Genomic DNA, 24,166 nt, shown 5'->3' with positions numbered 1-24,166 from the left:
GCGTGGACGGAGCACCGCTCGAAGCGCTGTTGCGCCAGTACGACTGCAACCCCTACCCGAGCGTCGCCCTGGGCCAGGGCCACGACCTCAATTCTCTCTGGCTGCACAGTTTCAGTACCGGCTTTTACCGCCGCCACCGCCGGTTGCCCCCGGCCCGGCAGCTGCGCATCCTCGATGCTGGTTGCGGCAGCGGCTACACCACCCTCGCCCTCGCCCAGGCCAATCCGGGGGCGCGGATAACCGGCATCGACCTTTCGCCCCGCTCGGTGGAGGTGGCCCGCGAGCGGCTCGCCCACCACGGTTTTTCTGACGCCAATTTCCACGCCCTGCCCATCGAGCGGGCGGGGGAACTGGGAGAAACGTTCGACTTCATCAACTGCGACGAAGTGCTCTATCTCTTACCGGACCCGGCGGCAGCCCTCGCCGCCCTGGGTTCTGTCCTCGCCCCCGATGGATTGATCCGCACCAACCTGCACAGTGCTTTTGCCCGCGCCGCCGTCTTTCGCGCCCAGAAGTTGTTTCAGATCATGGGGCTTGTCAGCCCGACGCCGGGGCTAGAGGAGATGGCCCAGGCCCGTGAGACGATGGACGCCCTCAACAACAGCACCCACCTCAAGCTCGACACCTGGATTCCCTGCATCCACCTGCACGAGGATCTGGAGTGGTACCAGATGAACTATCTGCTGCAGGGCGACAGGGGCTTTACCATCCCCCAGACCTTCCGGCTGGTGGAGGGGGCGGGTCTTGCATTTATCAGCATGACTCTCTGGCCCGCCTGGGATGTGACGGTTCTATTTCAAGATCCAGATGAGCTTCCGCCCTTGTTTGCGCGAGGACTGGCGGAGAGGTCCCTTGAGGAGCGGCTGCACCTCTACGAACTCATCCATAGCCCCCACCGCCTCATCGACTTCTGGTGCGGCCATCCGAGAATAGAAGCCGACTGGTCCGGGTCTCCCGTCTGGGAGAACGGTCGCATTCACCTGCACCCGTCCCTGCGCAGCGAAAAGTTGCGCACTGCCCTCGTCTCAGCCCCGGCAGAGCAGCCCTTCGAGCTGCAGCACCACATCCACTATCCCTACGGTGAAGCGCTGCCCACACCTGCGATGGCGGGAGCGCTGCTGCCTCTGTGGGATGGTCCACTTTCGATTGCCCAGTTCGAGCAGCACTGGGCAGGCTTTGCCCGCACCCACGGCCACCCCGAGGCAACTGCTGCTCCCGAGGTGGCCCGGCAGTACCTGAGCGCTGCCGAGCGACTGCTTTATCTCCTCTTTGAACCCATCTCCACAAGTGCCCTATGAGCCTTGAAGCCGACTACCTCCAGCAACTGCTGCGCCAGTACGACACGACGCCCTACCCGAATATCCCGCTGCACCACTCGCACCGGGAAGATACGAGTATGCTCTATCTGCACAACCTGCAGACGCCTTACTACCTGCGCAACCGGCGACGCATCGAGACGGCGGGCAAGCGCATCCTCGATGTCGGCTGCGGCAGTGGCTTTTCGACCCTGGCCCTGGCGGAGGCCAATCCGGGGGCGCAAATAACCGGCATCGACCTTTCGCCCCGCTCGGTGGAAGTGGCCCGCGAGCGGCTCGCCCACCACGGTTTTCCCGATGCCCAGTTTCATGTGATCGGCGTCGAAGAACTGGCGCAATTGGGTGAAAAGTTCGACTACATCAACTGCGACGAGGTCATTTACATCCTGCCGGACCCGGTGGCGGGCCTTGCCTCCCTTACCGCCGTGCTCGCCCCCGACGGGATCGTGCGGGCCAACCTCCACAGCGAGATCGTCCGCGCACCGCTGTTGCATGCCCAAAAGATGTTTACGATCCTGGGCCTCGACGGCAGCCGCAGCGAAGAAGAAGAAGTTGCCCTCTCCCGCGAGACGATGGAAAAGATGATCGACGGCGCACAGCTTAAAAAACTCGCCTGGACACCTTTTTCGAGCCTGCACGACAACACCGAATGGTACCGGATGAACTATCTGCTCCGGGGCGACAAGGGCTTTACCGTTCCTGACATGTTCCGAATGCTGGCGCAGAGCAACCTGGAACTGGTCAATATGTTGCTCTGGCCCACCTGGGATCCGCGCCGCCTGTTCAAGGAGGGCGAACTGCCCCAACTGCTCGTGGAGCGCTACGACAGGATGAGCCTCGAAGAACGACTGCAGCTCACCGAGCTCATCAACAGTTCCCACCGCCTGCTCGATTTCTGGTGCGGCCACCGGGGCGAGGCCCAGCCCTTCGTTCCACTCACCCGCTGGAGCGACGCCCAACTTACAGCTTCGACCCTGCACCTGCACCCGCAGCTCGCCACCCCGCGCCTCAAAGAATTTTTGCTCTACTGCCTGGAGAGCGGCGAACCGTTCAATATCAACCAGCACATGCGCGTTCCCTACGGCGAACCGATCGCAATAGATGGCATGGAAGAAGCGCTGCTGCCCCTCTGGAACGGTCCCCAGCCCTACGCCAACTTTCAAAGACAGTGGGTGCGCCTTGCAGTACGGCGGACAACGGTAAGAAAACCGGTCTTCGAGCACGAGGCCCGCTCCGGCCTGCGCCGCTTTGTCACGGCGATGGAAGCGCTCGCCTACTTGATGGTGGAAGCCGGGCTCTAACACCCTTCCCCGCTGGGGGCGATGCCCGGCGCAGCCGGATTGATTTGGACACTTCTACATATACCGGTAACGCAGCAACTATTTAGAGATACTGGCTTTGAGATGGAGTAGGGCCTTTCGGAGATGGTCGCCACCTGTGTGTTCAGGCAGTGCCGCCGGCGAGAGACGACGCATCAAAATCCGTTGGCCTCTCTTTGCTACCCGGAACCAGATTCTAAAGTTTCCAGGAGGGAATCCCGGTGATCCGCGCACGTTGGGCTGTGTCCCTCGCTCTGTTTTTTGTCGCGCTACCCGTTCAGGCAGCCCCGCCGCGCGCATTGCCGCCCGCCCTCTACCAGCAGGTAACGCGCCTTGTTAGCCAGGCGACGACCCAGTACAACCGTCAGGACTACCAGGGATCTGCCGACTCCTATACCCAGCTCCTGAAGTTGCTGCCGGACGAGGCGCGCTTCTATTACAACCGCGCCCTGGCCCGAGTGAAACTCACCGATCAGCCGGGGGCTTTACTCGATTTTTCGGAGTACATTCGCCGCAGCCCGACCGACCCGGTGGGTTACTACAACCGGGCAAGTCTGCGCCTGACCCTCGCTGACCGCGAAGGGGCGCTAAGCGACCTGCGTCAGGCCGCTCAACTGGCCCGGCGCTCCCGCGACAGTGCGCTCGGGCGGCAAATTCAAGAACAGATCGAACAAATCGAAACCTCCCAGGTGCTCTCGTCGCTTCCCACCAGCACGACCAGGAAAACCGTCACCGCTCTGGGTCTGTCCTTCGGCGTCTCCCGCGAAACCAACGAACCCGGCTTGAAGATTTACGGCTGGTTCACCGAGCAGGCCCGTACCTCCGGACTGCGCACAGGCGATCGGCTCGTGGCGATCGACCAGCAATCCGTGAACGACACCACCGATCTAAGGCCACTCCTCGCCCGGCACGAACCTGGCGATCGCGTCGATTTGCGCATCCAGCGCGGCAAGCAGATGCTGAGCGTGCCGCTCATCCTCTCCGATTCGCTCGTTCCCCTGCCGCCGGAGGTAGCTTTGCCCCTCCCGGTGGCGGTGAACCGCCTCACCCCCCTGCCCCGCTCGACGCTGAGCCTGGCGGAGCAGGCTTTTGGCTGGGGCAACGTGCTTGCTGCTCAGACGCGCCCGGACGGCGTTGCCCTGACTATCGGTCCTTTTGCAGACGAAGCGACGCTACAGCAACGCACTGCCCAACTGGCCGGGCAGTTGCAGGTCGCCCGATTGAGCGTCCAGGTCGAAGCGCCCGAGCGCAGGCGCTCCTGGCAGGCGGTGAGTGGAACGGGTGCGGCCCGCCCGACCGACCCGGCGGAGCTGGCTGTTGAGATCAAAGCCGGGACTGACCTGCCGGTGCTCGTCGATATCGACGGCGACAAAGTTCTTTCCGGCAGTGCAAGCGAACCGGTAAAGGGCCAGGTGCTCTACGCGTTGCGCGACAGCAACGGTGTGCCGCTTATTGAGGCTGGAGCGGCGGTGAGCGGCCAGCTCGTTCCCGCCTCGGCCACCAGCTACCGCCTGCAGATAGACAACCTGGCCGGGGTGCCGGTCGTTGCCCGCTCCGAGGTGCTGCCGAATCGCGAGGTTCTCGAAGAATCGGGCTATCGCATCGCTGCGATCCGTCAGCCGATGCTCTTTGCCCATCAGGTGATCGGTGTGCGGCTGGAGCAGAATGCCCGCCTGCCTGTGGTTCCATCCGCCACCCCAGTGGCCTCCTTGCCGCTGCCCCCCCCGCCAGTTGTGCCCACGACAACCAACCCGGCTCTGGCCGTGCGCCTTTTTAATCAGGGCGTAGCAGCAGCAGGCGAAAAACAATGGCAAAGGGCGGCGGATCTCTGGGCCGCTTCCCTCACAGCCCAGCCCTCCCGGCAGGGGCGCGAGGCACTGGGCCTGGCCTACGGACAGTTGGGGCGCGAGCAACTGGCCATTGACCAACCGGATCAGGCGATCACCTGGCTGGAGCGGTCGATGCAACTTCGATCCCAGCTCGCGGACACCCCCGCCCTGCTCGCCTGCGCCTACGCCCAGTTCACCGAAACCGCCCACCCCACCGCCGAGCAACTGAGCTATTACCGCAACGCCGCCGCCCGCTACGGTCTGGCGGTAAAGGACTGGGTGGGCGAGCGTGGGCTCCTGTATTCAGAGCAACCGGCGGCGGCAGTGACCGACGACTATCTGTCGGCAGTTCTAGAGAAAAACCGGGTGATGCGCCTTTCGCGAATGCCCATCGGCGTCTACATCGCCGCCGCCCCTGAAGTGGCCCTCGCCGATGCCGCCTGGCAGGGAGCCCAGCGCTGGCAGCGCGCTTCCGATGGTCTGGTGGAATTTGTCAGGGTCGAAAATCCTGACCAGGCCGATATCGAAGTGACCTTCAACGCCGTCAAGAAAGCCGAAGATGCAGGCCGCGCCGAAATGCAGACCCTGGGCGATCGGATGCCTGCCCTGCTCATCCGCTTGAACCTCGAGCCGATGCTCGATCTGCGTCTACCGGAGCGGACGCGCTTCGTCGAGGCGGTCGCCGTCCACGAGTTCGGCCACGTCCTGGGCCTCTGGGGCCACAGCGACAACAGCGAAGACATCATGTTCCCCGAGGTGAGCGGCGCAACGGTTCCTTCAGGGCGCGACGTGCGCACCCTCCAGCGTCTATTTTCTCGACCACCCGATGTCAGCCGCTGAAGCGTGCCCGCCGTTGCCGCAGGCCATCCTTCGCTGCCAGTGCCCGCTATTGTTTGGAGCAGAACCCAATTTCTCTAGGACCACTCAAGTAAGGCAAGGCAGGCAGTGCTTCCACCTTTCGATAAAAGAGGCAATCTCCCGCCGGGCATCCACTACTGCTCATGGTCAGAATTTCTGGCACGCTTTGCCAGCAACACGCGACGCAGACAACTGGCTGCTGGGTTGCAGGAGGCGATGGAACTGCTGAGGGCGGCGGGTTGTCCAACCGTCTACATCGACGGCAGCTTCGTGAGCAACAAGCAGATGCCCGCTGACTTCGATGCCTGCTGGGAATTGGATGGCGTTAATCTGGAAGTACTAGATCCATTGCTGCTGCGCAACGAAAATCGCTCTCAATTACAGAAGCTGCGCTTTGGCGGAGAGCTGTTCTTCTTTCGTCTCCAGGATGCTGGACGTTCAGAAACAATGTTTGACTTTTTTCAGGCCGACAAAGCTACAGGAGAAGCAAAAGGGATTGTTGCTATCGATTTACAGGTCAAAGAGTCATGATCATCGACGACCAGCAGTATCAGCTTACTGGAGAGTGGCTCAAGCGCTTCCAAAAAGAATTGACGGAGTTACAAGGCAGAGTCCCTGATACTACCCTTCTATCGGAGAAACTCTTCGAGTCACGAAAAGGCGCGCTCGAGAGCCAAATCCAGCAGTTGCAGGAGCAACTCGACGAGTACGACCACCTGCGCTCCAGCCAGGTGTTTTCCTTGCAGATCGCTTCTCTGGAAGAGCTTGGCATCGCTTTGATCAAGGCGCGGATCGTAGCCGGTTGGACCCACGAGCAACTGGCAGGCAAGCTCGGATGGTCGGAAGCACAGGTACTCACAAATGAGCGATCGGAATATCAGAACGCTTCACTGGGAGAGTTGATGGCAGTAGCCCGTGCTCTAGAAGTAGACGCTGCTATTCACCTGGCCATCGCTTGAAAGGCGGAGACTATTTTTTTGGACGCACTTCAGCGCGACGTGCGCACCCTCCAGCGTCTATTTGCCCGTCCGCCCGATATCAGCCGCTGAAGCTTATCTAGTCGGCTAGCGGAGGGACCTCCCGGTCAAGCCCAGGCCAGTGACCAACTTTCTGAATCCAGGTCTTGCACTTTTAATAACTTACTGGTAAGTTATTAGCGTGAACTTGAACGCCAGGCCCAGCCGCCGTCGCCGCAAGGACGCTCGCCCCGCCGAAATCATCGAGGCGGCGCGGGTGGTCTTTGAAAGTCGTGGCTATGCGGCGGCGCGGCTCGACGACATCGCTGAGGTGGCCGGTGTGACCAAGGGGACGATCTTTCTTTACTTCGACAGCAAGGAAGCGCTCTTTCGGGCGGTGATCGAGGCGACCCAGACGCCGCCCCTTGCCCTGGTCACGGGGCTCATCGATAACCTTGAGCCTCCCTTTGCCGATGCCTTTTTTGTGATTGCCAGAATTTTTCCGCAGGCGGCGGCCCAGCCGAAGATGGACAACCTGGCACTGCTCATCTTTCGCGAGGCAGGTAACTTTCCGGAGCTTGCCCGTTACTTCAAAGAACGGGTGGCCGATACGGCCCAGGCTTTGCTGCGGCGCTTGATTCAGCGCGGGCTCGACGCGGGGGAATTTTCCTGCGCCGACCCGGACTACGTGGCGCGGTTTGCCGTCGGGGGTCTGATGCAGTTGATGCTCTGGAACCGGACGATGGGGCAGTACAGCGAGGATCCCCACGAGGTGGAGCGCTACCTGGCCGTCTGGGCGCAGTCGGTGGTGGCCCTGTTGGGAGCACGCGGGGACACTCGCGATGCTTAGGCACGAGGGTACTGTGTCAACCACCCAACCCAGGCCGGGAGCGAGCCGCTTTTTCTGGGTTGCAGCCTTCAGCGCGTTGGCTGCCCTGGGGGCGGTGGGACTGGGTTTCAAGCAGCGCACCGAGGTGATGCGCGCCCATGAAGCCGAGAGCAAAGCCAGAGCCGCTGCTCGATCCACCCTGGTTGTGGCCCTGGGTTTTGTCGAACCTGAAAGCCGCGTCATCCACGTTGCCGCGCCCCTCCAGACGGACTCGGCGCGCCTCAAATTGCTCACCGTCGAGGAGGGCGATACGGTTGAAGCGGGTGAGCGTCTGGCGGTTCTCGATACTGAAGACAGGCTGAAGGCGCAATTCGCCGCTGCCGCTATCCAGGTGCGGCTGAAACAATTGGCCCTATCGCAGCAGCGCTTTGAGATTGCCTCGACCCTTGCTGCGCGCGAGGCGGATCTTGCGCGCGCCAGGGCGCAGGTGGACCTTGCCTCCACCGACTACAGCCGGCAGGAGGCACTTTTTGCCCAGGGCGCGGTTACAGCGGCCAGCGTCGAATCGAAGCGCAGGGATTATCTTTCGGCTGAAGCCTCGTTTGCCCAGGCGCAGGCGGCGCTCAAACGCATGGAAGCCCACGCTGCTGCACCGACAGGCAATAGCCAGATCGATGTTGCTCTAAGCGAGCAGCAGCTCAACGCCGCCAGAGCCGACCTTGCAGTGGCACGGGCGAACCTCGATCAAGCGACAATCCGCGCTCCGATCGCCGGAAAAATTCTTGCCGTCCACGCGCACCAGGGCGAGCGGATTGGCCAGGAGGGCCTGCTCGATATGGGCGGGACGACCAGGATGCGGGCCGTCGTCGAGGTCTATCAGAGCGATGTCGCTCGCCTCAAACCCGGCCAGCGAGTAAAGATCACCGGCGAGAGTCTCAAGGTGCCGGTGCTGGGCACAATCGAGCGCATCGGCAGCTACGTCAGACGCCAGAGTGTCATCAACAACGACCCGGCAACCGACACCGATGCGCGCGTCGTCGAGGTGCGCATCCGGTTCGATTTAGCGGCCAGCCGCGCTCTTGCCGACTATACCAACCTCCAGGTGCGGGCGGAGTTCCTGCCATGATCCCGCAGCTCGTTGCCCGGTTATGGACCCGCACACCCCTGGGATGGTACCAGCTCCTGCACAACCGGCGGCGGCTCATCGTCGCCGTAGCAGGTGTCGCCTTCGCGAATATCTTGATCTTTATGCAACTCGGGTTTCTGGGGGCGCTCTTTGAATCGAGCGTCATTCCGATCCGACTGCTCGACGCCGACGTGGTGCTGATGAGCCCCGAGGCGCGCGGCCTGGCTAATCTCGGCACCATCCCCAGGCGGCGGCTCTACCAGGCTCTAGGCGTCAAGGGCATTAAAAGCGGCATCACCTTTCAGTTCGGCACCCTGAGCTACCGCAATCCTGCGACCCATAAGCTGATAAGTGCGATGGTCTTCGCCGTCGATCCGAACGCCCACGCCTTTAACGACCCGCAGATCAACGCCCAGTTGCCGACGCTGAAATTAATCGATACGGCGTTGTTCGACCAGCGCACGCGCGGCGATTTTGCTGCCACCCTCGCTGCTATGAGGCGCGGCGAGCGGGTGCGCACGGAGATCCTCGGACGGGAAATCACTTTTGCAGGACTGTTCTCGGTGGGGGCATCCTTTGAGAACGACGGCACTCTGGTGATGAGCGACCAGACTTTTTTGCACGTTGCGCCGCGCCGCAGCCTGAGTGCGATTACCGCCGCCCTGCTGAAGGTCAACCTCGGCACCGATCCGGAGCAGATAGCCGCTACCCTGCACCTGGTGCTTCCCCCTCAGGATACGCAGGTGATCACGAAGGCAGCCTGGATCCGGTTTATCCAGGACTACCTGGCAAAGGAGACCCCGATCGGCTTTGTCTTTACCTTCGGGGTAACGGTCGGTCTATTCATCGGCTTTGTGATCGTCTATCAGATTCTTTTTGCCGACGTGAACGATCACCTCGCTGAGTACGCCACCTTCAAGGCGATGGGTTACACGGACGGCTTCTTACTGAGCGTCGTCTTCGAGGAGGCGCTGCTCCTCGCCGTCCTGGGCTTTGTACCAGGATTTGCCATTACCCTTGGCTTTTATGAAATCACCCGGCTCGTCACCCACCTGCCGATCGCGATGGATGCCGCCCGGATCGCACTGGTGTTTGCCCTGAGTTTTGGCATGTGCGCCGCCTCCGGTGCCATCGCCACTCGACGCTTGAGCGCCGCCGATCCGGCGGATATCTTTTGAGGTTGCTGCCATGCCAGAAGTACCCTTTACCCCCGTTACCGTCCCCCGCGCCATCCAGGTGCGCGGTTTGAGCCACCGGATGGGCTCCGGTGCTGCCGCCAGGCAGGTTCTATTCGACCTCGATCTGGAAGTAGGTTGGGGGGAGCTGGTGATTTTGATGGGTCCATCCGGCTGCGGCAAGACCACGATCTTGACCCTGGTCGGAGCCCTGCGCAGCGTGCAGGCAGGGAGCGTTCAGACCCTCGGTGTCGAGCTGGCAGGTGCCAGCCAGGCGACGCGCATCGCCCTGCGCCGCCGGATCGGCTTTATCTACCAGGCCCACAATCTGCACGCGAGCCTCACCGCCTGCGGCAACGTCCGCATGGGACTGGAGGTACACGGCATCGATCGATTGCAGGAGGCCGAAGACCAGATTACGGCGATCCTGCGCGATGTGGGTCTGGCCGATTACGGGCGGTCTTATCCAGCCAGACTGTCGGTCGGCCAGAAGCAGCGCGTCGCCATCGCCCGCGCCCTGGTGGCCTGCCCGCCGCTCATTCTCGCCGACGAGCCGACGTCGGCCCTCGACAGGACCACCGGACGCCAGGTAGTCGATCTGCTGCAGGATCTGACCAGACGCCAGGGCAGCACAATCTTGATGGTCACCCACGACAACCGCATCCTCGATATCGCCGACCGGATCATCGAAATGGAGGACGGCAGGATTCTCAGTTCTACTGTCCCAAAAACCTGAAAGCCCCGCAACCAGTGATTCCCGCCCATCGGCCTCCGGCAGCAATTGCAGGCGGGAAGTTTTTGATTGACCAGAAACACGCATACAGGAGGAACGCCCGCTCGCATTTTAGATTGTGCTGATGTCGATCATTTTACGAGGATAGATAACCATGCGCCGATGCCTCATGCTTGCAACTCTATCGCTGATCGCTCTGGCTGCTCCAGCTGGGGCAAACGTCCTCCAGTCACTTGTCCAATATCTAGATCTCGATGGCAAACCCATCTCAATAGAGCGCTTTCGCAACAAAGTGAGTGTCCTTGTTGTAACCGACAAAGCAAACGTCGAAACCGCCACCGCAACGGGACGGCAGGTCCGCGCAAAACTCGGAGGCGACCCGCGCTACCTGTACGTCGTCGTCTTCGATCTCAAGGATGCACCTGCCATTGCCCACGGCATGATCGCGGGCAAAATCAAAGAGATTATGCGCGAAGATGAAGAGATTGCACTCAAAGAATTTCAGAAAGAAAATCGTTCTTCTGAAACCGCTGCGCCCCAATCGCCTCTGCTCATTCCTGACTGGGATGAAGGGCTCTCCTTCAAGATCTGGCGGAGCAGCCCCCTGGCTGAATTTAGCGCCTTTCAAGAAGATGAAGGCCACAAGTCGCGCTTCGATCGCGAGCGGCTGCAGCGCCAACAACAGCGGCTCAAGAGCAACGTTCATATCTTCGTTATCGATGCAAAAGGAGAGGTTCAGGCCCACTATCTGGGTGCAGGAAGGGCAGAAGAAGTTGTCTCCAAGGTCCGCTCCTTGTGGTAAATAGCTGCGTTTTATCCCATTCGCTCAGGAGAAGAACATGTCCGATACTCCGTTTCGTGCGCTCCTACTGTCCGCCGTCGCAGCGTCCGGCTTTGCCCTGATGGCAGCCATTGTCCCGCTTCAAGCCAGTGCCGACCCAGAAGGGCTATGCCGCGATTTTCCACTCAACTCGCGCTGCAATGGGGGCAGACAGCAATTGTCGGCTTCTGCTCCTGCAGCTGAGGTTCCGGCCCAACAGCAATTCAAGATCATGCTGCACGCGCTGCCGGGTTCCTCCGAGTGGGTGCGCGTCGAGAAACAGGGCAATCTCTATCACCTGATCCACAGTCGCTGCCTCCAGAGCGAGATCACGCGCCTGCTGACTCCCTTTCCGCCCTTTTATAGCTGGTACGATCACCCGGTCACCCACGTCGCCTTTACCCCGAGCGCCTGTGCCCAGGGCCAGGGCCAGTGCAACCGGGATGCGGCTGGGGACACGCTCGATCTGGGCGCAGTGGCTCCTACCGATGGCACCTTCGCGATCGAGTACGCCGAGGGCGGTTTTACCCGCTCGGTCACCTTCAAGCTGCCCACTGCTCCCGCAGGCAAGCCTTGAGAGGACAGCTCCATCGCCGATAACCAAAAATCCCCCACAGCGATCCGGCGGGTGCAGATCGCCTGATCGTCCGGCAAGGTTTACTTCGTAGAGGTGTAGGGCAAACCGTCGCCGGTGCCACCTGGCCGGGCGAAGTGGATACGCATCTGCCAGAGGTGCTTCTCAAGGGTGTACTCGATTTCTTGCAGCAGGTTCTGGCCCACCGGGTCCGGCTCTGCCAGCCGCTCGATCCGGGCCAGGGTGTTTTTGGTGATCTTGCTCAAGCGATCGACCTCGATGCGGATCGCCTGCTCGTCGCTCACGTAGCCTGCCGGGTATTCGCCCAGAGGCGAGGTGCGCACGACCGTCTGGGGCCTGCCATCCGCCGATGCGCCCAGGCTGAGGATGCGCTCTGCCACCCGGTCGGAGAACTCGCGATATTCTTTGACCTGCTCTTCAAATTGCTCGTGCAGGGGCAGATAGAGGGGTCCGGACACATTCCAGTGGGCCTGCTTGGTCTGCAAGGTCAGATCGACCAGTTCGCTCAGCTCACCCTGCAGTTCGCTCACCGCCACATCCCGCCGTTGGGGCGGCAGAGGATAACTCTGAACGACCTGACGGCCCTAGGGAAGAATCTGGTTGCTCTGGGGGGAACCGGTGGCCCGCCCGCTCTCCTGCGCCCAGGCGGCGGAACCGGTAGCGAGGACAACAATCACCAGAATAAGGGCCGGAAATTTCATCGAGATCCTGGGTAACGGCGTCCTCAACGTAGGGGCCAGCGCCACTCACAGGCATCTGCCTTCAGAAAGGTTCGATGGGCTGGCCTTCCCTGCGGATCGAGCGGTTACGATTTGGGAGCCACGGTCGCGGAGACGGCATGAAAAAGGGCAAGGGATTCGACGCAGCCGCAAACAGGCAGCCCCCCAGGCCAGGCATCAAACAACTTCTCGATCAGGCGGTGTACTGCTACCGGGCTGGGCACCGGCAACAGGCGGAAGGGTTGTTTCGCCAGATCTTGCAGTTGCAGCCCAATCAGCCCGAAGCGCTGCTGGGTCTGGGGGGCATCGCTGCCCAGACAGGCCAGTTGGAGCAGGCGCGGCACCTTTTTAAGCGAGTCGTCTCCCTCCAGCCAGACAACGGCGAAGCGCTCTACCACCTCGGGCTCCTCTGCGAACAGACCGATCGCTCTGAAGAAGCGGCAAATGCTTACCGCCGTGCCCTTACTCTCGATCCGCGTTCAGGGCTGCTGCACTACCGCCTGGCCACGGTGCTCAAAAGACAGGGCAAGCTGGAAGCGGCGCTGGAAAGCTATGGGCGCAGTACAGCTTTCTCTCCCAATCTGGTCGAGGCTCACAACGCCCAGGCAGGTGTGCTCGAAGCCCTTGGTCGCCCGCAGGAAGCGATTTCTTGCTACCGACAGGCGCTAGCGCTGCGCCCGGACATCGCCGAGTTGCACTACAACCTGGGCGTCGTCTTCCGGCAACTGGGCCGCTGGGCGGAGGCCGCCACTGCCCTGGGCAACGCCGTCGCCCTCAAAAAAGACTTTGCCGCTGCCCACAACAACCTCGGACAGGTTCTCCAACAGCAGGGCAAATTCGTAGAAGCAGCCGCTCAACTGGAGCGGGCCATTGCCCTGGACCCCAATCGTTGGGAAGCCCACAACAATCTGGGAGTGCTCCTGCAGGAGCAGAACAGGTTTGAGGAGGCGATTGCTGCCTATCGCCGGGCACTTGTTCACCCGCCCCAGGCTGCCATCGTGCTCAACAACCTCGGAGCTTTACTGGAGGCGAAGGGGCAGATTGAGGAAGCGCTCGCCTGTTATCGTCAGGCCCTGGCAGTGGAGCCGGGTAATCTCGTCGCCCGCTGGCGGCAGCAGTTAGCCCTGCCGGTGCTCTACCAGGACACAGAACGGATTGCTGAGTGGCACTCACGCTTCGGCGAACACCTGGAGAAGCTCATCGCACAGACCGTCCTCGATACGGACGAACAAAAACAGCAGGCCCTGGCGGCGACGGGCTCGCTCACCCTGTTTCGTCTGCCCTACCAGGGTCTCGATGTCACCCGGTTGCACGGGCAGTACGGCCAGCTTCTTCACCGCATCCTGTCTGCCAGTTATCCGCACTGGGTCCAGCCCCTCCCGGTTGTTCATCGGGGCAACAGCAAAATTCGCGTGGGTTATCTCTCAAACCATCTGTGCGATCACAACGGTGCGCGCTGGGCGCTTGGCTGGCTCCGGCACCACGACCGTTCCCAGTTTGAAATCTACTGCTATCACACGGGTCTGGAGATAGACGCGATCACAGACCAGTTCCGGGTGCAGGCGGACCATTTTTTTCACCTGCCGCGCGGCCTGGAGGCTGTGGGCCGTCAGGTTCTCGCAGATGGGCTCCAGGTGCTGGTCTTTCCGGATCTGGGCATGGACGCGAGAACGATGCAGCTGGCGGCATTGCGCCTCGCTCCGGTGCAATGCACCGCCTGGGGCCACCCGGTCACCTCCGGCCTGCCTACCGTCGATTACTACCTTTCCAGCGATCTGATGGAGCCGGAACCGGCCCAGGCGCACTACAGCGAGCGGCTTGTTCGCCTGCCCAAACTCGGGCTTTGCTACCCCAGGCCAGTTTTTCCTGCTCTCACGAGGGATCGCTGCCGCTACGGACTGCGATCCGAGGCGGTCATCTATCTTTGCTGCCAGTCACTGTTTAAATATTTGCCGCAGCACGACTGGCTCTGGCCTGCTATCGCCCGCCAGGTACCACAGGCGCAGTTCGTCTTCCTCTCGCTGCCGGAGGCAAACTTGAGCGCGCAATTTTGGCAGCGCCTGGGCGGAGCTTTTTGCGACGCAGGGCTGGAGGTGAGCGATTATTGTGTCCTGCTGCCTCGCCTGGGGCACGACGATTATCTGCAGTTGCATCTACTGGCAGACATCTTCTTAGATTCGATCGGCTGGTCCGGCGGCAATACGACCTTCGAGGCTCTCGCTGCCGGATTGCCGGTCGTCACCTGGCCGGGTGCCTTTATGCGCAGCCGCCATGCCGGTGCCATGCTCCAACTACTGGCGATTGCCGAGACAGTGGCCACCTGTGAGCAGACCTATCTGACGATTGCGGCCCGGCTCGGTAACGACCCCGATTGGCGCAAACAGGTTTCCGCCCGCGTCAAAGAAAACTGCTGGCGGCTCTTCGACGATCAAGACTGCGTGCGGGCACTCGAAGCGTTCTTTCAGCAGGCAGTGCAGGAAAAAGCTCACTAATCAGCACTGCGAACGTCCCTGGTTTCAAGGTGTATCCGGATCGATGCCCAACTCGCGCAAGCGTTCTGCCAGTTCCGCCGCCCGCTGCTCGGCTTGTTGTCTTGCCTGTTGTTCTTGCTGAACTACTGCTTCAGCCGCTTGCGCTCGTTGTTCAGCCGCTTGCGCCCGCTGCTCGGACTGCTCCAGCTGTGCCGCCGTTGCCCGCAGTTCAGCCGCCAACTCGGACGGGATCAATAGCTTCTGGCTGTTGTCCAGCCGATAGAAGCCGATCAACTCCCCTTCGACCTGCAGCCGTAACTGCAACCGCTCGCTGATGTTCTCCTCGATAAGCTGGTAGTGATTGACCGGCCCATCCCCTTGTTCGATTACTTGTAGCCGGTAGCCCCTGAGCTTGTCCTGGATCCATTCACCTTTAGGATCGAACAGCCAGTACTCCTGCACCCCCAGAAACTCGTACAGCCTTAGCTTGTCGTCCTGGTCCTTGCTGCGGGTACTTTCAGAAGTGATCTCGAAGATAATAGCCGGTACCTGTCCTTCTTCCCAGGTCTTGTAGCTATCCCGTGGACCGGGCGCAACACCGAAGATGACCATCACATCCGGAGCGACGCGGGAAGTGCGCACGCCTGGAGCATAGTAGAGAAACTGGTTGGCAAGAACTGTTGCCTGGCTGCCTTCGAGGTACTGACGCAACACTTCCAGGGTGGTGAGGATGGCGTAGACGTGCAAGAAAGTTTCCGCCAAGGGTCGTCCGTCTCCGCTCGGATAGGTGACCGGGGTCGTTGCAACAAGAGTAGTCATCGTCACTATCAAAGGCAGATGGTCCTATTGTCCACCGACCGGACGATCCGGACCAGATTTTCACAGGCCGCCCAGGGGCCAGACGCCGACGGGTGTTAACTGTTCAACCCCAGCAACGCCCGCAGGCGCTCGAAATCGAAGTGCTGGGCAAGCAATTGCTGGATGCGCTGAACTTTGACCGCTTCGCGAAAGCGCACCTGACCAAAGAGGCGATCGACGATCTCGGTAGTGCCGAGGGTATCGTGGTGGACCGAGAGCACGGGCACCTCCAGCTGCTCGGCGCGGGCGAGGACGGGCTGGGCGGCAGCGAGGTGGCCGGTGAGAATCAAGCAGGTCGTGGAAGTTTCGAGGGCAGCCAGTTGAATGTCGGTGCGGTCGCCGCCGGTGATCACGGCTTTATTGGCGGCGGTGCGGAAATATTTGATGGCGGCGTTGACGCTCATCGCCCCGATGTGGACCGATTCGACCATCAAATCGAGCTGGTCGCGGCAGCAGAGCACATCCGCGTCCAGGGCCGATGCCAGCTCCGCCACACTCACACTCTGCAGGGCCGTATCCGCCGGAAGGGTGGCGAGTACAGCGATGCCCTGGCGCTCAAGAAACGGCACCAGCACAGCGGTGAGATCTTCGATCTGATCGGCAGGTACGTCGTTGAGCACGACGCCCAGCAGACGATTGCCCAACTGCGAGCGCAGAATCAGAAGCTGGTCGATCACCAGGTCTTCTTGATAGCGGCAGACCAATAGCACGCGGGCAGGCAGTTGCTCGGCCAGCACCTGCAGCGTCAGGCCAAACATCGCCCCCTCCTGGGGTGTGCCCGCTCCCTCGATCAGGTGCAACTGCCCGGTTGCGGGTGCGTAGTCGCGCAGGCGAACCAGATAATCGTCGTTGTCCTCGCCGCTCAGGCGGCGGCGCACGCTGGCGCGATCGAGAAAGACCAGCGGCGCACCCACCGGCATTCCGGTGCGCAGGTACTTGCCCATCGTCGCGCAGTCCTCGTCCAGGAGCCGGCCACCGACATCCAGAGCATGGTTTCCTAAAGGTTTGGCGTAGCTCACCTGCAGCCCATCCGCTTCTAAGTGCAGACCGAGGCCGAGGGTGACGGCGGATTTGCCGCTGCAGGCAGTGGTGGAACCGATGAGCAAATTCATGGGCGATCGAGGTAGGAGCAGTTGTCGGGATTGCATCGAGTCTAGGGGAGGTGGCTGATAAACGCCACTGGCCCCCCCGGCGCGCCGGTTTTTGGTAAAATCGGCCCGGCCCGGCGGCGAAGTCGGACTTTCGCTGAACTCTTACCCATTTATGAACGAACTCTGGCAGCGCTACCAGGACTGGCTTTACTACCACGCCGCATTGGGGCTGTACCTCGATGTGAGTCGGATGCGCTTTGAGGCAAGTCTGCTCGCCAGCCTGGAGCCGCGTTTTGTGCGGGCCTTCCAGGAGATGGACGCCCTTGAGAAAGGAGCGATTGCCAACCCCGACGAGAACCGCATGGTCGGCCACTACTGGCTGCGCGCCCCGGAGCTGGCACCGACAGCCGAGTTGCAGCGGGCGATCGTCGCCGGTATCGAGCAGATCGAGGCGTTCGTTCAAAAAATCCACAGCGGTGCCCTGCACCCACCGCTCGCTCCCAAATTCACCGACATTCTGTCGATCGGCATCGGCGGCTCCGCCCTCGGTCCCCAGTTCGTCGCCGGGGCCCTCGCCCCCCAGAAGCCGCCCCTTGGCATTCACTTTATCGACAACACCGATCCGGCGGGCATCGACCGGGTGCTCGACGGGCTCAAGGACCGCCTGGGCCGCACGCTGGTACTGGTGACGAGCAAATCGGGGGGCACGCCTGAGGCCCACAACGGCATGGTCGAAGTCCAGCACGCCTACCAGGTCCAGGGGCTCGACTTTGGCCGCCACGCTCTCGCCATCACCATGCCCAATAGCCGCCTGGACAGCCTCGCTCGCTCCCAAAACTGGCTGGAGCGCTTTGCGATGTTCGACTGGGTGGGCGGACGCACCTCGGAACTCTCAGCCGTGGGCCTGTTGCCGGCGGCGCTCCAGGGCATCGATATTCGGGCGATGCTCGCCGGAGCGCGCCAGATGGACGAGGCGACCCGCCTCGCCTCGATCAGAGGCAACCCTGCGGCGCTGCTTGCTATGAGCTGGTACTACGGCAGCGATGGCCGGGGCAGCAAGGACATGGTGGTGCTTCCCTACAAGGACAGCCTGCTTTTATTCAGCCGCTACCTCCAGCAACTGGTGATGGAGTCGCTCGGCAAAGAAAAAGACCGCGACGGCCAACTGGTGCGCCAGGGCATCGCCGTCTACGGCAACAAAGGTTCCACCGACCAGCACGCCTACGTTCAGCAGCTGCGCGAGGGGGTGCCCAACTTTTTTCTCACCTTTATCGAAGTGCTCGAAGACCGCCAGGGACCGTCGATCGAGCTGGAGCCGGGGGTCACCAGCGGCGATTATCTCTCGGGCCTGTTGCAGGGCACCCGGCAGGCACTCTACGAGAACCGGCGCGACTCGATTACCCTCACCATTTCCCGCGTCGATCCGCGCAGCGTCGGGGCAATCATCGCCCTCTACGAGCGGGCAGTGGGTTTTTACGGTTCCCTCGTCAACATCAACGCCTACGACCAGCCGGGCGTCGAGGCCGGCAAAAAAGCTGCCGCCTCGATTCTTGAATTGCAAAAGCGCATCCTCCAGGTGCTCCAGTCCTCTGCCCAGCCGATGCCGCTGGCGACCCTCGCCCAAAAAGCGGGTACGCCCGAGCAGATCGAGGCGATCTACAAGATCGTCCGCCACCTGGAGGCCAATCGGCGCGGTGTCGCGCTTGCCGGCGATCGCTCCCGTCCGGACAGCCTGCTGGTCTCGGTGGGTTGAATCACGCCCCGCCGCTTTTTTGAGCAGCGCCCGGCTCAGCGGTGTTTTTTGCCCCCTGAAAGATCTCGTCGCTCATCCACTCGGCAGTGTTCTTGAGGTTGTGGATGGGCACCGGCAGCAACTCCAGATACGTAAGCTGGCGAATGGTATGGCCGAGGCGGCCTTTGACCTCGTACTGGTCGTAGATTTCAGCTGCCGCTTCGCGCAGCCCCAGCTTCATCAAGGTTCCCCGTAGAGCGAGCGAAGCCGCCTTCGGTCCTTCTCCGGCAGAAGCGGCGATCAGATTCTGGGCAATCGCCTTTGCCTGCAGGTACGCCACCTGGGCTGTGGCCGGTTTGGGCTTGCGCAGCGTCACGCAATCGCCCCCAGCAAAGACTTCCGGATAAGCGATCAGGTGCTGGGTGGGCGTGATGTAGGGCCGACCGCAGGGGTCGCGATTCTCGTCGGGGATGGCGAGGTTTTTGATGACCGAGGGGATGGCCGTGCCTGCCGTCCAGATAATCGTCGCCGCCGGCAGGCAGACCGTCTGAGCGTCGCGGCGGTATTCGACCCGCTCCGGCTCGACTTTGTTGACCACCGTGGCTGTCAGCAGCTCCACCGGTACCGCCCGGCTCGCCAGCGCGACGCGGGCCGTCTTCTGCAGCCGGGGGGTGGTCCGCTCCGAAAGAATCTCGCGATTGCGGTGCAACAGCACGATCCGGATCTCCTTGCGGTTGCCGCCCAAAGCCGTGTATCGCTCCGCCAGCCAGTCTCCCAAAGTCGCCGCCAATTCTACGCCGCTGTCGCCCGCCCCGACGATGGCCACGGTCAAGAGCTTTCGCCGCTCCTCGCTGTCGGTACACTGGCTTGCCCGCTCCAGACAGGTATGCAGCTGCTGCTGCAACTTCAGCGCGTCCTGGCCGCTGCGAAAGGGCAGTGCATTCTCCGCCGCCCCAGGAATATGATAAAAGTCAATCAAGGTGCCGGGGGCGAGCACCAGATAGTCGTACCGGTACGATTCTCCCGAAGTCAGTTCGACGCGGTGATCGGCCAGATCGACGTACTCGGCACTGTCTTGAACAAACTTGACAGTGCTCCCGGCAAGCAGCGTCTCGAAACTGGGCCAGACTTGCTCGCTATTCATCTGACCGGTCAGAAGTTCATAGAGCAAAGGCCGAAAGACAAAGTGATCTGCCGGATTGATGAGCACAATCCGCCCGGCGTAGCGCTGCTGGCTCAGGTACAGGGCCGTAAACAACCCCGTAAAGCCACCGCCCACGATCACCGTCGTTGGAACTGGTACGTTCACCGCCCTCTCCCGGTCCGGACTTCGGACGAATCTTTTTGAATCCAGCCTAACGCCAATCATCCTCTGATACGGCATCAGGTGAGGTGATGGCGTACCGTGGCAGGGGGGCATCCTTATCAAGGAGATTGCTATGGCCTGGTTGCTGCTCGTCGGTGCGGGTCTGTTGGAGATAGGTTGGGCAGTGGGCCTCAAGTACACCGGCGGTTGGACCCAGCTTGTCCCGAGTCTGCTCGCCATCGCTTCGGCTGTGACCAGCTTCTTTATGCTCTCAGCTGCCTTGAAGACCCTGCCGGTGGGCACCGCCTACGCCGTCTGGGTGGGTATCGGTGCTTTTGGCGTCGCCGTGGTGGGCATCGTGTTTCTGGGCGAGAGCGCTTCACCTGCTCGGCTCGCCCTGCTGGGGTTGCTGCTCGCGGCGATTATCGGCCTCAAGCTCGTCGAAGGGTAAGAGAATCGGTTATTTCGCTCATTTCGTTTACTTCGTATAATAAAGACCTCAGAATTTGCAGGTGCAGCTATGTACACCAGCACACCCGACCAGGAGCAGGAAACTTTAGCGCGCACCGGCAGCCGTATCCTGACCAAGTTGCTCAGCCGTGGGCAGGTTCAACGCTATGTGCTGCAGGTTCAGCAGGCAGAGGGAGATCAAAGTCCAATCGGCTCCTCGATCGAATTACCTCGGCAAGCCGTGGCTCTTTTAGCTGAAATTCTTGATCAGATGTCACGAGGCAACGCTGTCACCCTCGTTCCCCTTCACTCTGAGATGACAACCCAGCAGGCGGCTGATTTTCTGAATGTCTCCCGACCGTTTCTAGTCGGTTTGTTGGAGGCAGGCGAGATTCCATACCGCAAAGTCGGTACCCGCCGCCGGGTGCGCTTCCAGGACGTGCTCGACTATAAAAAAAGCATCGATTCTAGGCGCAAACAGGTACTGGATACTCTGGCCGCTCAGGCACAAGAACTCAATATGGGTTATTGAGGGCACCCATTGCCAGTAGAGACATAATTGTTCCTATACAATGGCGAGCGAAATTTTGATGTTTTAAAGATGTCTTCCTTCACTGCCCTGTTCGACTCCTGCGTACTCTATCCAGCACCGCTCAGAGACTTTCTTATGCATCTGGCTCTGACAGGTCTATTTCGGGCACACTGGAGTGAAGATATTCATGCGGAATGGATCAGGGCAGTCCTGAGAAAGCGACCAGACCTCTCCCGTGAACAGTAGTAGATTATGAGGGGTTAATTCCAGGTCTCCAGCTGCCGGACCCCGACGACAGGCATGTGCTGGCCGCTGCCATTCGCTGCAACGCTGATGTGATCGTCACTTTTAATTTGAAAGACTTCCCGGAGGAGAGCCTCACACCCCACGGTATTGAAGCCGAGCACCCGGACGATTTCCTCTGCTACCTGTTGGACCTGGACCCGATTGCAGTCCAGCAAGCATTTAACGAGCAACTTACTTCCCTAAGAAATCCACCCCTGACTCGTGACCAGCTGATGGACACCTTGTACCAGTGCGGTTTGCCAAAGGCTATGGGCATGTTGCGCCAGGTATACGACCAGCTTTAGAAATTGCTCCTCCCAGGATGGTCAGTTACTTCGCTTCCAGCCAGTTCTGACCGACGTTCAACTCGACTTTAAGCGGCACCGAAAGGGTGAGGGCCGATTCCATGCTGCTGCGGATGAGCGGTTCCACTGTCTCGCGCTCCTCGGGGGGCATCTCGAAAACGAGTTCGTCGTGGACCTGCAACAACAGTCGGGTGCGGCGGTTCTGCAGTTGCTGGTCTACCTGGACCATGGCGAGTTTGACGATATCGGCGGCGGTGCCCTGGATGGGAGCGTTGATCGCAGCGCGCAGGGCCGTTTCGCGGTCGCGCTGGCCCAGTTGGCCCAGGCCGTGGAAGTAGCGGCGGCGGCCTAAGAGGGTTTCGACGTAGCCCTGGTCGAGCACTGCCCGGCGGGTCTGCTCCATGTAGGCAAAGATGGCCGGGTAGCGCCGGTAGAAGGCGCGGATAAAGTCTTCTGCTTCGGCGGTGCCGACGCCGGTCTCGCGGGCAAAGCGGCGGGCTCCCATACCGTAGACGACGCCGTAGTTGATCACCTTGGCGAGGCGGCGCTCCTCGGAGCTGACGGTCGCTTTGTTGAAGAGCAGGCGGGCGGTGAGGGCGTGAACGTCGTCCTCGGCTCCAAAAGCTTCGATGAGCACCTGTTCTTGCGTGAGGTGGGCAAGGATGCGCAGCTCGATCTGTGAGTAATCCGCCGCCGCCAGTAGCCAGCCGGGTTCAGGAATGAATGCCCGGCGGATGCGCCGCGAAAAGGAGGTGCGCACGGGAATATTTTGTAAGTTGGGGTTGGAGCTGGAGAGGCGGCCCGTAGTGGTCACTGCCTGGTTGAAGTCGGTGTGGACCCGGCCTGTAGCCGGATCGACCAGCTGGGGCAGGGCATCGACGTAGGTGGATTTGAGCTTGGCGAGGGTGCGGTAGTTGAGAATCGCCTCGACGATCGGGTGGTCGTCGCGCAGCTTTTCGAGCACTGCCGCGTCGGTGGAGTAACCCGTCGCCGTCTTGCGGCTTTTTTTAATCGAAAGCTGGAGTTTACCGAACAACAGCTCGCTCAATTGCTTGGGGGAGCCGAGGTTGAACTTTTCGCCCGCCAGGTTGTATGCCTGCTGTTCGAGCCCTTCGAGGTCGTGGTCCAGTTCCTGCGCCAGCTCCGCTAGATAATCGCTGTCGATGCGGATGCCCTGGGCTTCCATGCGCGCCAGGACCGGCTCAAGGGGCACCTCGATCGTCTCGAAGATGCCGGCCAGGCGGGGGTCGTGATTGAGTTTTTCTTGTAGCACCGGCACCAGGCGCAGGGTGACGGCCACATCCTCGCCGCAGTAGCGGCTCACCGCCTCGATCGCTACTGCGTCGATCGTCTGGCCCTTGGGAACGAGCATCTGGTAGGTGCCCATCGTCAACTGCAGATGGGATTGGGCCATCGCGGGCAGGTTGTGCTTGGCGTCCGGATCGAGGACGTAACTTGCGAGCATCGGGTCGAAGGTGATGCCTGTAAGCGCTACGCCGTAGTTGCGCAGGACCAGCCAGTCGTACTTGGCATTTTGCAGCGCCTTGGGCCGCGACGGATCCTCCCAGTAAGGTTTGAGGGCTGCCACCACCGCGTCTACAGCGAGGTTGGTGCCCTGCTGGTGGCCCAGGGGCAGGTAGTAGGCCACCTCCGCTTCCCAGGCGCAGCCGATGCCGACGAGCCGGGCGTGGCGTGGATCGAGGCTGGTGGTTTCGGTGTCCCAGGCCACCACCCCCCTCTGGGTAAGCAGCTCGTCCAGAAACTGCTGCCACTGCTCAGGGGTCTGGACAGTATGAACTACCAGCTCGAAGGGAGCGCTCGGGGCAAAGTCGAACCACAGATCGTCCTCGCTCGCCTGGGCGATCCCTTCGAGGGCGTCACCCGGATTTTGCGGTTGAGCCGGAGCCACCTCACCGCCGAACAGGCGCTGCAGCCGCTGCAACTGGCGCAGGAACGAGCGAAATTCTAACTGTTCCAGTAGTGGCGAGACCCGCTCCTCGTCGAAACCTTTGAGGCGCAGGGCGTCAAAATCGATGACAATCGGCACCTTCGTCTCGATCGTCGCCATCCAGTACGAGTGGCGGGCATCTTCGATGCCGTCTTTGAGTTTTTTACCCAGGGCACCGGGAACGCTATCGAGCGAGGCGATGAGCTGCTCCAGAGAACCGTACTCTTCGAGCAACTTGACGGCGGTCTTGGCCCCGATCCCTTTGACGCCGGGGATGCGGTCGGAGCTGTCGCCGCAGAGCGCCTTGTAATCGACCACCTGCCGGGGGGTGATCCCGAGCTTTTCTTTGACCTGGGCCGGTCCAAATTCTTCGCTGCCGGTGCGGGTATTGTTGTGCAGTACCCGAATCGAGCCGCCCCCTTCGCCGTCGGGGGTGATGAGCTGAAAGAGATCTTGATCGCCGCTCAAGATCTTGACGTCGTAGCCCTGGGCCGCTCCCTGCAGGGCGAGGGTGCCGATGATGTCGTCGGCTTCGTAGCCTGCCAGTTCAAACTGCGGCAACTCCATCGCCTCCAGGATCGCCCGCAAATTTGCCAGATCGTCGATAAATTCGCCTGGGGTCTCCGCCCGGCCCGCCTTGTACCCGGCATCGACCTCGTGGCGAAAAGTCGGCATCCGCGTGTCGAAGGCGATGGCGACCATCGCCGGTTTGTAATGTTCGAGCGCGTCGAGCAACAGCTTCAAAAATCCGTAGCTGACGCTGGTCGGTGTGCCGGTGGTCGTGCGCAGTCCCGTCTCACCGCCGCGCACGTAGGCGAAGTACGCCCGGTAGGCGAGGGAGTGGCCATCCACCAGCACCAGGACGTTCGAGCTTGAATCTGGCATGACTTGAGAACAACTGTCTACTCCAGTG

General features: G+C 61.3%; 20 protein-coding genes and 1 pseudogene. 16 read left to right on the top strand and 5 right to left on the bottom strand.

All coding sequences use genetic code 11. The features are described 5' to 3' along the window. The first annotated feature begins 2 nt into the window (after positions 1-2). The 11 genes from GKIL_RS00845 (at position 3) to GKIL_RS00795 (ending at position 11,538) form a co-directional block, all read left to right on the top strand. Positions 3-1,298 carry a class I SAM-dependent methyltransferase gene (locus tag GKIL_RS00845; RefSeq protein WP_023171430.1) on the top strand — a complete coding sequence of 432 codons (1,296 nt, stop codon included), beginning with the start codon at positions 3-5 and terminating at the stop codon, positions 1,296-1,298. Further along, a complete protein-coding gene (locus GKIL_RS00840) occupies positions 1,295-2,617 on the top strand; it encodes a class I SAM-dependent methyltransferase (protein ID WP_023171429.1) in 1,323 nt (440 codons plus the stop codon). Before GKIL_RS00845 ends, GKIL_RS00840 begins: the two co-directional genes overlap by 4 nt. A gap of 239 nt (positions 2,618-2,856) precedes the next feature. Continuing rightward, positions 2,857-5,304 (top strand): PDZ domain-containing protein, encoded by a 2,448-nt coding sequence (locus tag GKIL_RS00835; protein WP_023171428.1) that lies wholly within the window; start codon positions 2,857-2,859, stop codon positions 5,302-5,304. A gap of 105 nt (positions 5,305-5,409) precedes the next feature. Continuing rightward, positions 5,410-5,853 carry a DUF6932 family protein gene (locus GKIL_RS00830; protein WP_041243634.1) on the top strand — a complete coding sequence of 148 codons (444 nt, stop codon included), beginning with the start codon at positions 5,410-5,412 and terminating at the stop codon, positions 5,851-5,853. Further along, on the top strand, positions 5,850-6,281 hold the full coding sequence (locus GKIL_RS00825) for a helix-turn-helix domain-containing protein (protein WP_023171426.1): 432 nt from the start codon (positions 5,850-5,852) through the stop codon (positions 6,279-6,281). The genes GKIL_RS00830 and GKIL_RS00825 overlap by 4 nt, the downstream gene beginning before the upstream one ends. Positions 6,282-6,480: 199 nt before the next feature. Then, positions 6,481-7,128 (top strand): TetR/AcrR family transcriptional regulator, encoded by a 648-nt coding sequence (locus GKIL_RS00820; protein WP_023171425.1) that lies wholly within the window; start codon positions 6,481-6,483, stop codon positions 7,126-7,128. Between the two features lie 13 nt (positions 7,129-7,141). After that, positions 7,142-8,233 (top strand): HlyD family efflux transporter periplasmic adaptor subunit, encoded by a 1,092-nt coding sequence (locus GKIL_RS00815; RefSeq protein WP_187293865.1) that lies wholly within the window; start codon positions 7,142-7,144, stop codon positions 8,231-8,233. Next, positions 8,230-9,411, top strand: a complete 1,182-nt coding sequence (devC, locus tag GKIL_RS00810) for an ABC transporter permease DevC (RefSeq protein ID WP_023171422.1) — start codon at positions 8,230-8,232, stop codon at positions 9,409-9,411. The genes GKIL_RS00815 and devC overlap by 4 nt, the downstream gene beginning before the upstream one ends. A 10-nt stretch (positions 9,412-9,421) precedes the next feature. Then, the gene (locus GKIL_RS00805; protein WP_023171421.1) at positions 9,422-10,144 is read left to right on the top strand and encodes an ATP-binding cassette domain-containing protein; all 723 of its coding nucleotides are present in this window, start codon (positions 9,422-9,424) and stop codon (positions 10,142-10,144) included. Between the two features lie 151 nt (positions 10,145-10,295). Next, entirely contained in the window at positions 10,296-10,943 is a 648-nt protein-coding gene (locus tag GKIL_RS00800) for a hypothetical protein (protein ID WP_023171419.1), read from the top strand. A gap of 37 nt (positions 10,944-10,980) precedes the next feature. Further along, positions 10,981-11,538, top strand: a complete 558-nt coding sequence (locus GKIL_RS00795) for a hypothetical protein (RefSeq protein WP_023171418.1) — start codon at positions 10,981-10,983, stop codon at positions 11,536-11,538. 80 nt (positions 11,539-11,618) lie between these two features. On the opposite strand, the gene GKIL_RS00790 is transcribed toward GKIL_RS00795, so the two are convergent. Next, positions 11,619-12,086 (bottom strand): Dps family protein, encoded by a 468-nt coding sequence (locus tag GKIL_RS00790; protein ID WP_023171417.1) that lies wholly within the window; start codon positions 12,084-12,086, stop codon positions 11,619-11,621. Positions 12,087-12,331: 245 nt separating this feature from the next. Here GKIL_RS00790 and GKIL_RS22050 point away from each other — a divergent pair, with 245 nt between their 5' ends. Beyond that, the gene (locus tag GKIL_RS22050) at positions 12,332-14,767 is read left to right on the top strand and encodes a tetratricopeptide repeat protein (protein WP_051382567.1); all 2,436 of its coding nucleotides are present in this window, start codon (positions 12,332-12,334) and stop codon (positions 14,765-14,767) included. Between the two features lie 24 nt (positions 14,768-14,791). Here GKIL_RS22050 and GKIL_RS00780 read toward each other — a convergent pair whose 3' ends face one another. Beyond that, a complete protein-coding gene (locus GKIL_RS00780; RefSeq protein WP_023171412.1) occupies positions 14,792-15,565 on the bottom strand; it encodes a Uma2 family endonuclease in 774 nt (257 codons plus the stop codon). 95 nt (positions 15,566-15,660) lie between these two features. Beyond that, positions 15,661-16,716 (bottom strand): phosphotransacetylase family protein, encoded by a 1,056-nt coding sequence (locus GKIL_RS00775; RefSeq protein ID WP_023171411.1) that lies wholly within the window; start codon positions 16,714-16,716, stop codon positions 15,661-15,663. A gap of 151 nt (positions 16,717-16,867) precedes the next feature. Here GKIL_RS00775 and GKIL_RS00770 point away from each other — a divergent pair, with 151 nt between their 5' ends. Further along, positions 16,868-18,448, top strand: coding sequence for a glucose-6-phosphate isomerase (locus GKIL_RS00770; protein ID WP_023171410.1), 1,581 nt, complete (start codon positions 16,868-16,870; stop codon positions 18,446-18,448). Between the two features lies 1 nt (position 18,449). Here GKIL_RS00770 and GKIL_RS00765 read toward each other — a convergent pair whose 3' ends face one another. Beyond that, the gene (locus GKIL_RS00765; RefSeq protein ID WP_023171409.1) at positions 18,450-19,736 is read right to left on the bottom strand and encodes an NAD(P)/FAD-dependent oxidoreductase; all 1,287 of its coding nucleotides are present in this window, start codon (positions 19,734-19,736) and stop codon (positions 18,450-18,452) included. A gap of 130 nt (positions 19,737-19,866) precedes the next feature. Here GKIL_RS00765 and GKIL_RS00760 point away from each other — a divergent pair, with 130 nt between their 5' ends. The 3 genes and pseudogenes from GKIL_RS00760 (at position 19,867) to GKIL_RS25805 (ending at position 21,305) form a co-directional block, all read left to right on the top strand. Next, positions 19,867-20,184, top strand: a complete 318-nt coding sequence (locus tag GKIL_RS00760) for an SMR family transporter (RefSeq protein ID WP_023171407.1) — start codon at positions 19,867-19,869, stop codon at positions 20,182-20,184. Between the two features lie 69 nt (positions 20,185-20,253). Further along, a complete protein-coding gene (locus GKIL_RS00755; RefSeq protein WP_023171406.1) occupies positions 20,254-20,715 on the top strand; it encodes a helix-turn-helix domain-containing protein in 462 nt (153 codons plus the stop codon). Between the two features lie 69 nt (positions 20,716-20,784). Beyond that, positions 20,785-21,305 (top strand): annotated as a pseudogene (locus GKIL_RS25805) (PIN domain-containing protein). Between the two features lie 25 nt (positions 21,306-21,330). Here the strand turns inward: GKIL_RS25805 and polA are convergent. Next, positions 21,331-24,138 (bottom strand): DNA polymerase I, encoded by a 2,808-nt coding sequence (gene polA, locus GKIL_RS00745; protein ID WP_023171404.1) that lies wholly within the window; start codon positions 24,136-24,138, stop codon positions 21,331-21,333. Positions 24,139-24,166: the final 28 nt, after the last annotated feature.

It is taken from the genome of Gloeobacter kilaueensis JS1 (genome assembly GCF_000484535.1).
In the GTDB taxonomy this organism is placed as follows: domain Bacteria; phylum Cyanobacteriota; class Cyanobacteriia; order Gloeobacterales; family Gloeobacteraceae; genus Gloeobacter; species Gloeobacter kilaueensis.
The sequence above is the reverse complement of the archived record's forward strand: the minus strand, read 5'-3'. Positions and strand labels throughout refer to the sequence as shown.

Bases quoted from the DNA above. Each gene is read 5' to 3' on its own strand.
- GKIL_RS00840 (WP_023171429.1), top strand. From the start codon at position 1,295: ATGAGCCTTGAAGCCGACTACCTCCAGCAACTGCTGCGCCAGTACGAC.
- GKIL_RS00825 (WP_023171426.1), top strand. From the start codon at position 5,850: ATGATCATCGACGACCAGCAGTATCAGCTTACTGGAGAGTGGCTCAAG.
- devC (WP_023171422.1), top strand. From the start codon at position 8,230: ATGATCCCGCAGCTCGTTGCCCGGTTATGGACCCGCACACCCCTGGGA.
- GKIL_RS00805 (WP_023171421.1), top strand. From the start codon at position 9,422: ATGCCAGAAGTACCCTTTACCCCCGTTACCGTCCCCCGCGCCATCCAG.
- GKIL_RS00800 (WP_023171419.1), top strand. From the start codon at position 10,296: ATGCGCCGATGCCTCATGCTTGCAACTCTATCGCTGATCGCTCTGGCT.
- GKIL_RS00795 (WP_023171418.1), top strand. From the start codon at position 10,981: ATGTCCGATACTCCGTTTCGTGCGCTCCTACTGTCCGCCGTCGCAGCG.
- GKIL_RS22050 (WP_051382567.1), top strand. From the start codon at position 12,332: ATGGGCTGGCCTTCCCTGCGGATCGAGCGGTTACGATTTGGGAGCCAC.
- GKIL_RS00780 (WP_023171412.1), bottom strand. From the start codon at position 15,565: ATGACTACTCTTGTTGCAACGACCCCGGTCACCTATCCGAGCGGAGAC.
- GKIL_RS00775 (WP_023171411.1), bottom strand. From the start codon at position 16,716: ATGAATTTGCTCATCGGTTCCACCACTGCCTGCAGCGGCAAATCCGCC.
- GKIL_RS00770 (WP_023171410.1), top strand. From the start codon at position 16,868: ATGAACGAACTCTGGCAGCGCTACCAGGACTGGCTTTACTACCACGCC.
- GKIL_RS00760 (WP_023171407.1), top strand. From the start codon at position 19,867: ATGGCCTGGTTGCTGCTCGTCGGTGCGGGTCTGTTGGAGATAGGTTGG.
- GKIL_RS00755 (WP_023171406.1), top strand. From the start codon at position 20,254: ATGTACACCAGCACACCCGACCAGGAGCAGGAAACTTTAGCGCGCACC.
- polA (WP_023171404.1), bottom strand. From the start codon at position 24,138: ATGCCAGATTCAAGCTCGAACGTCCTGGTGCTGGTGGATGGCCACTCC.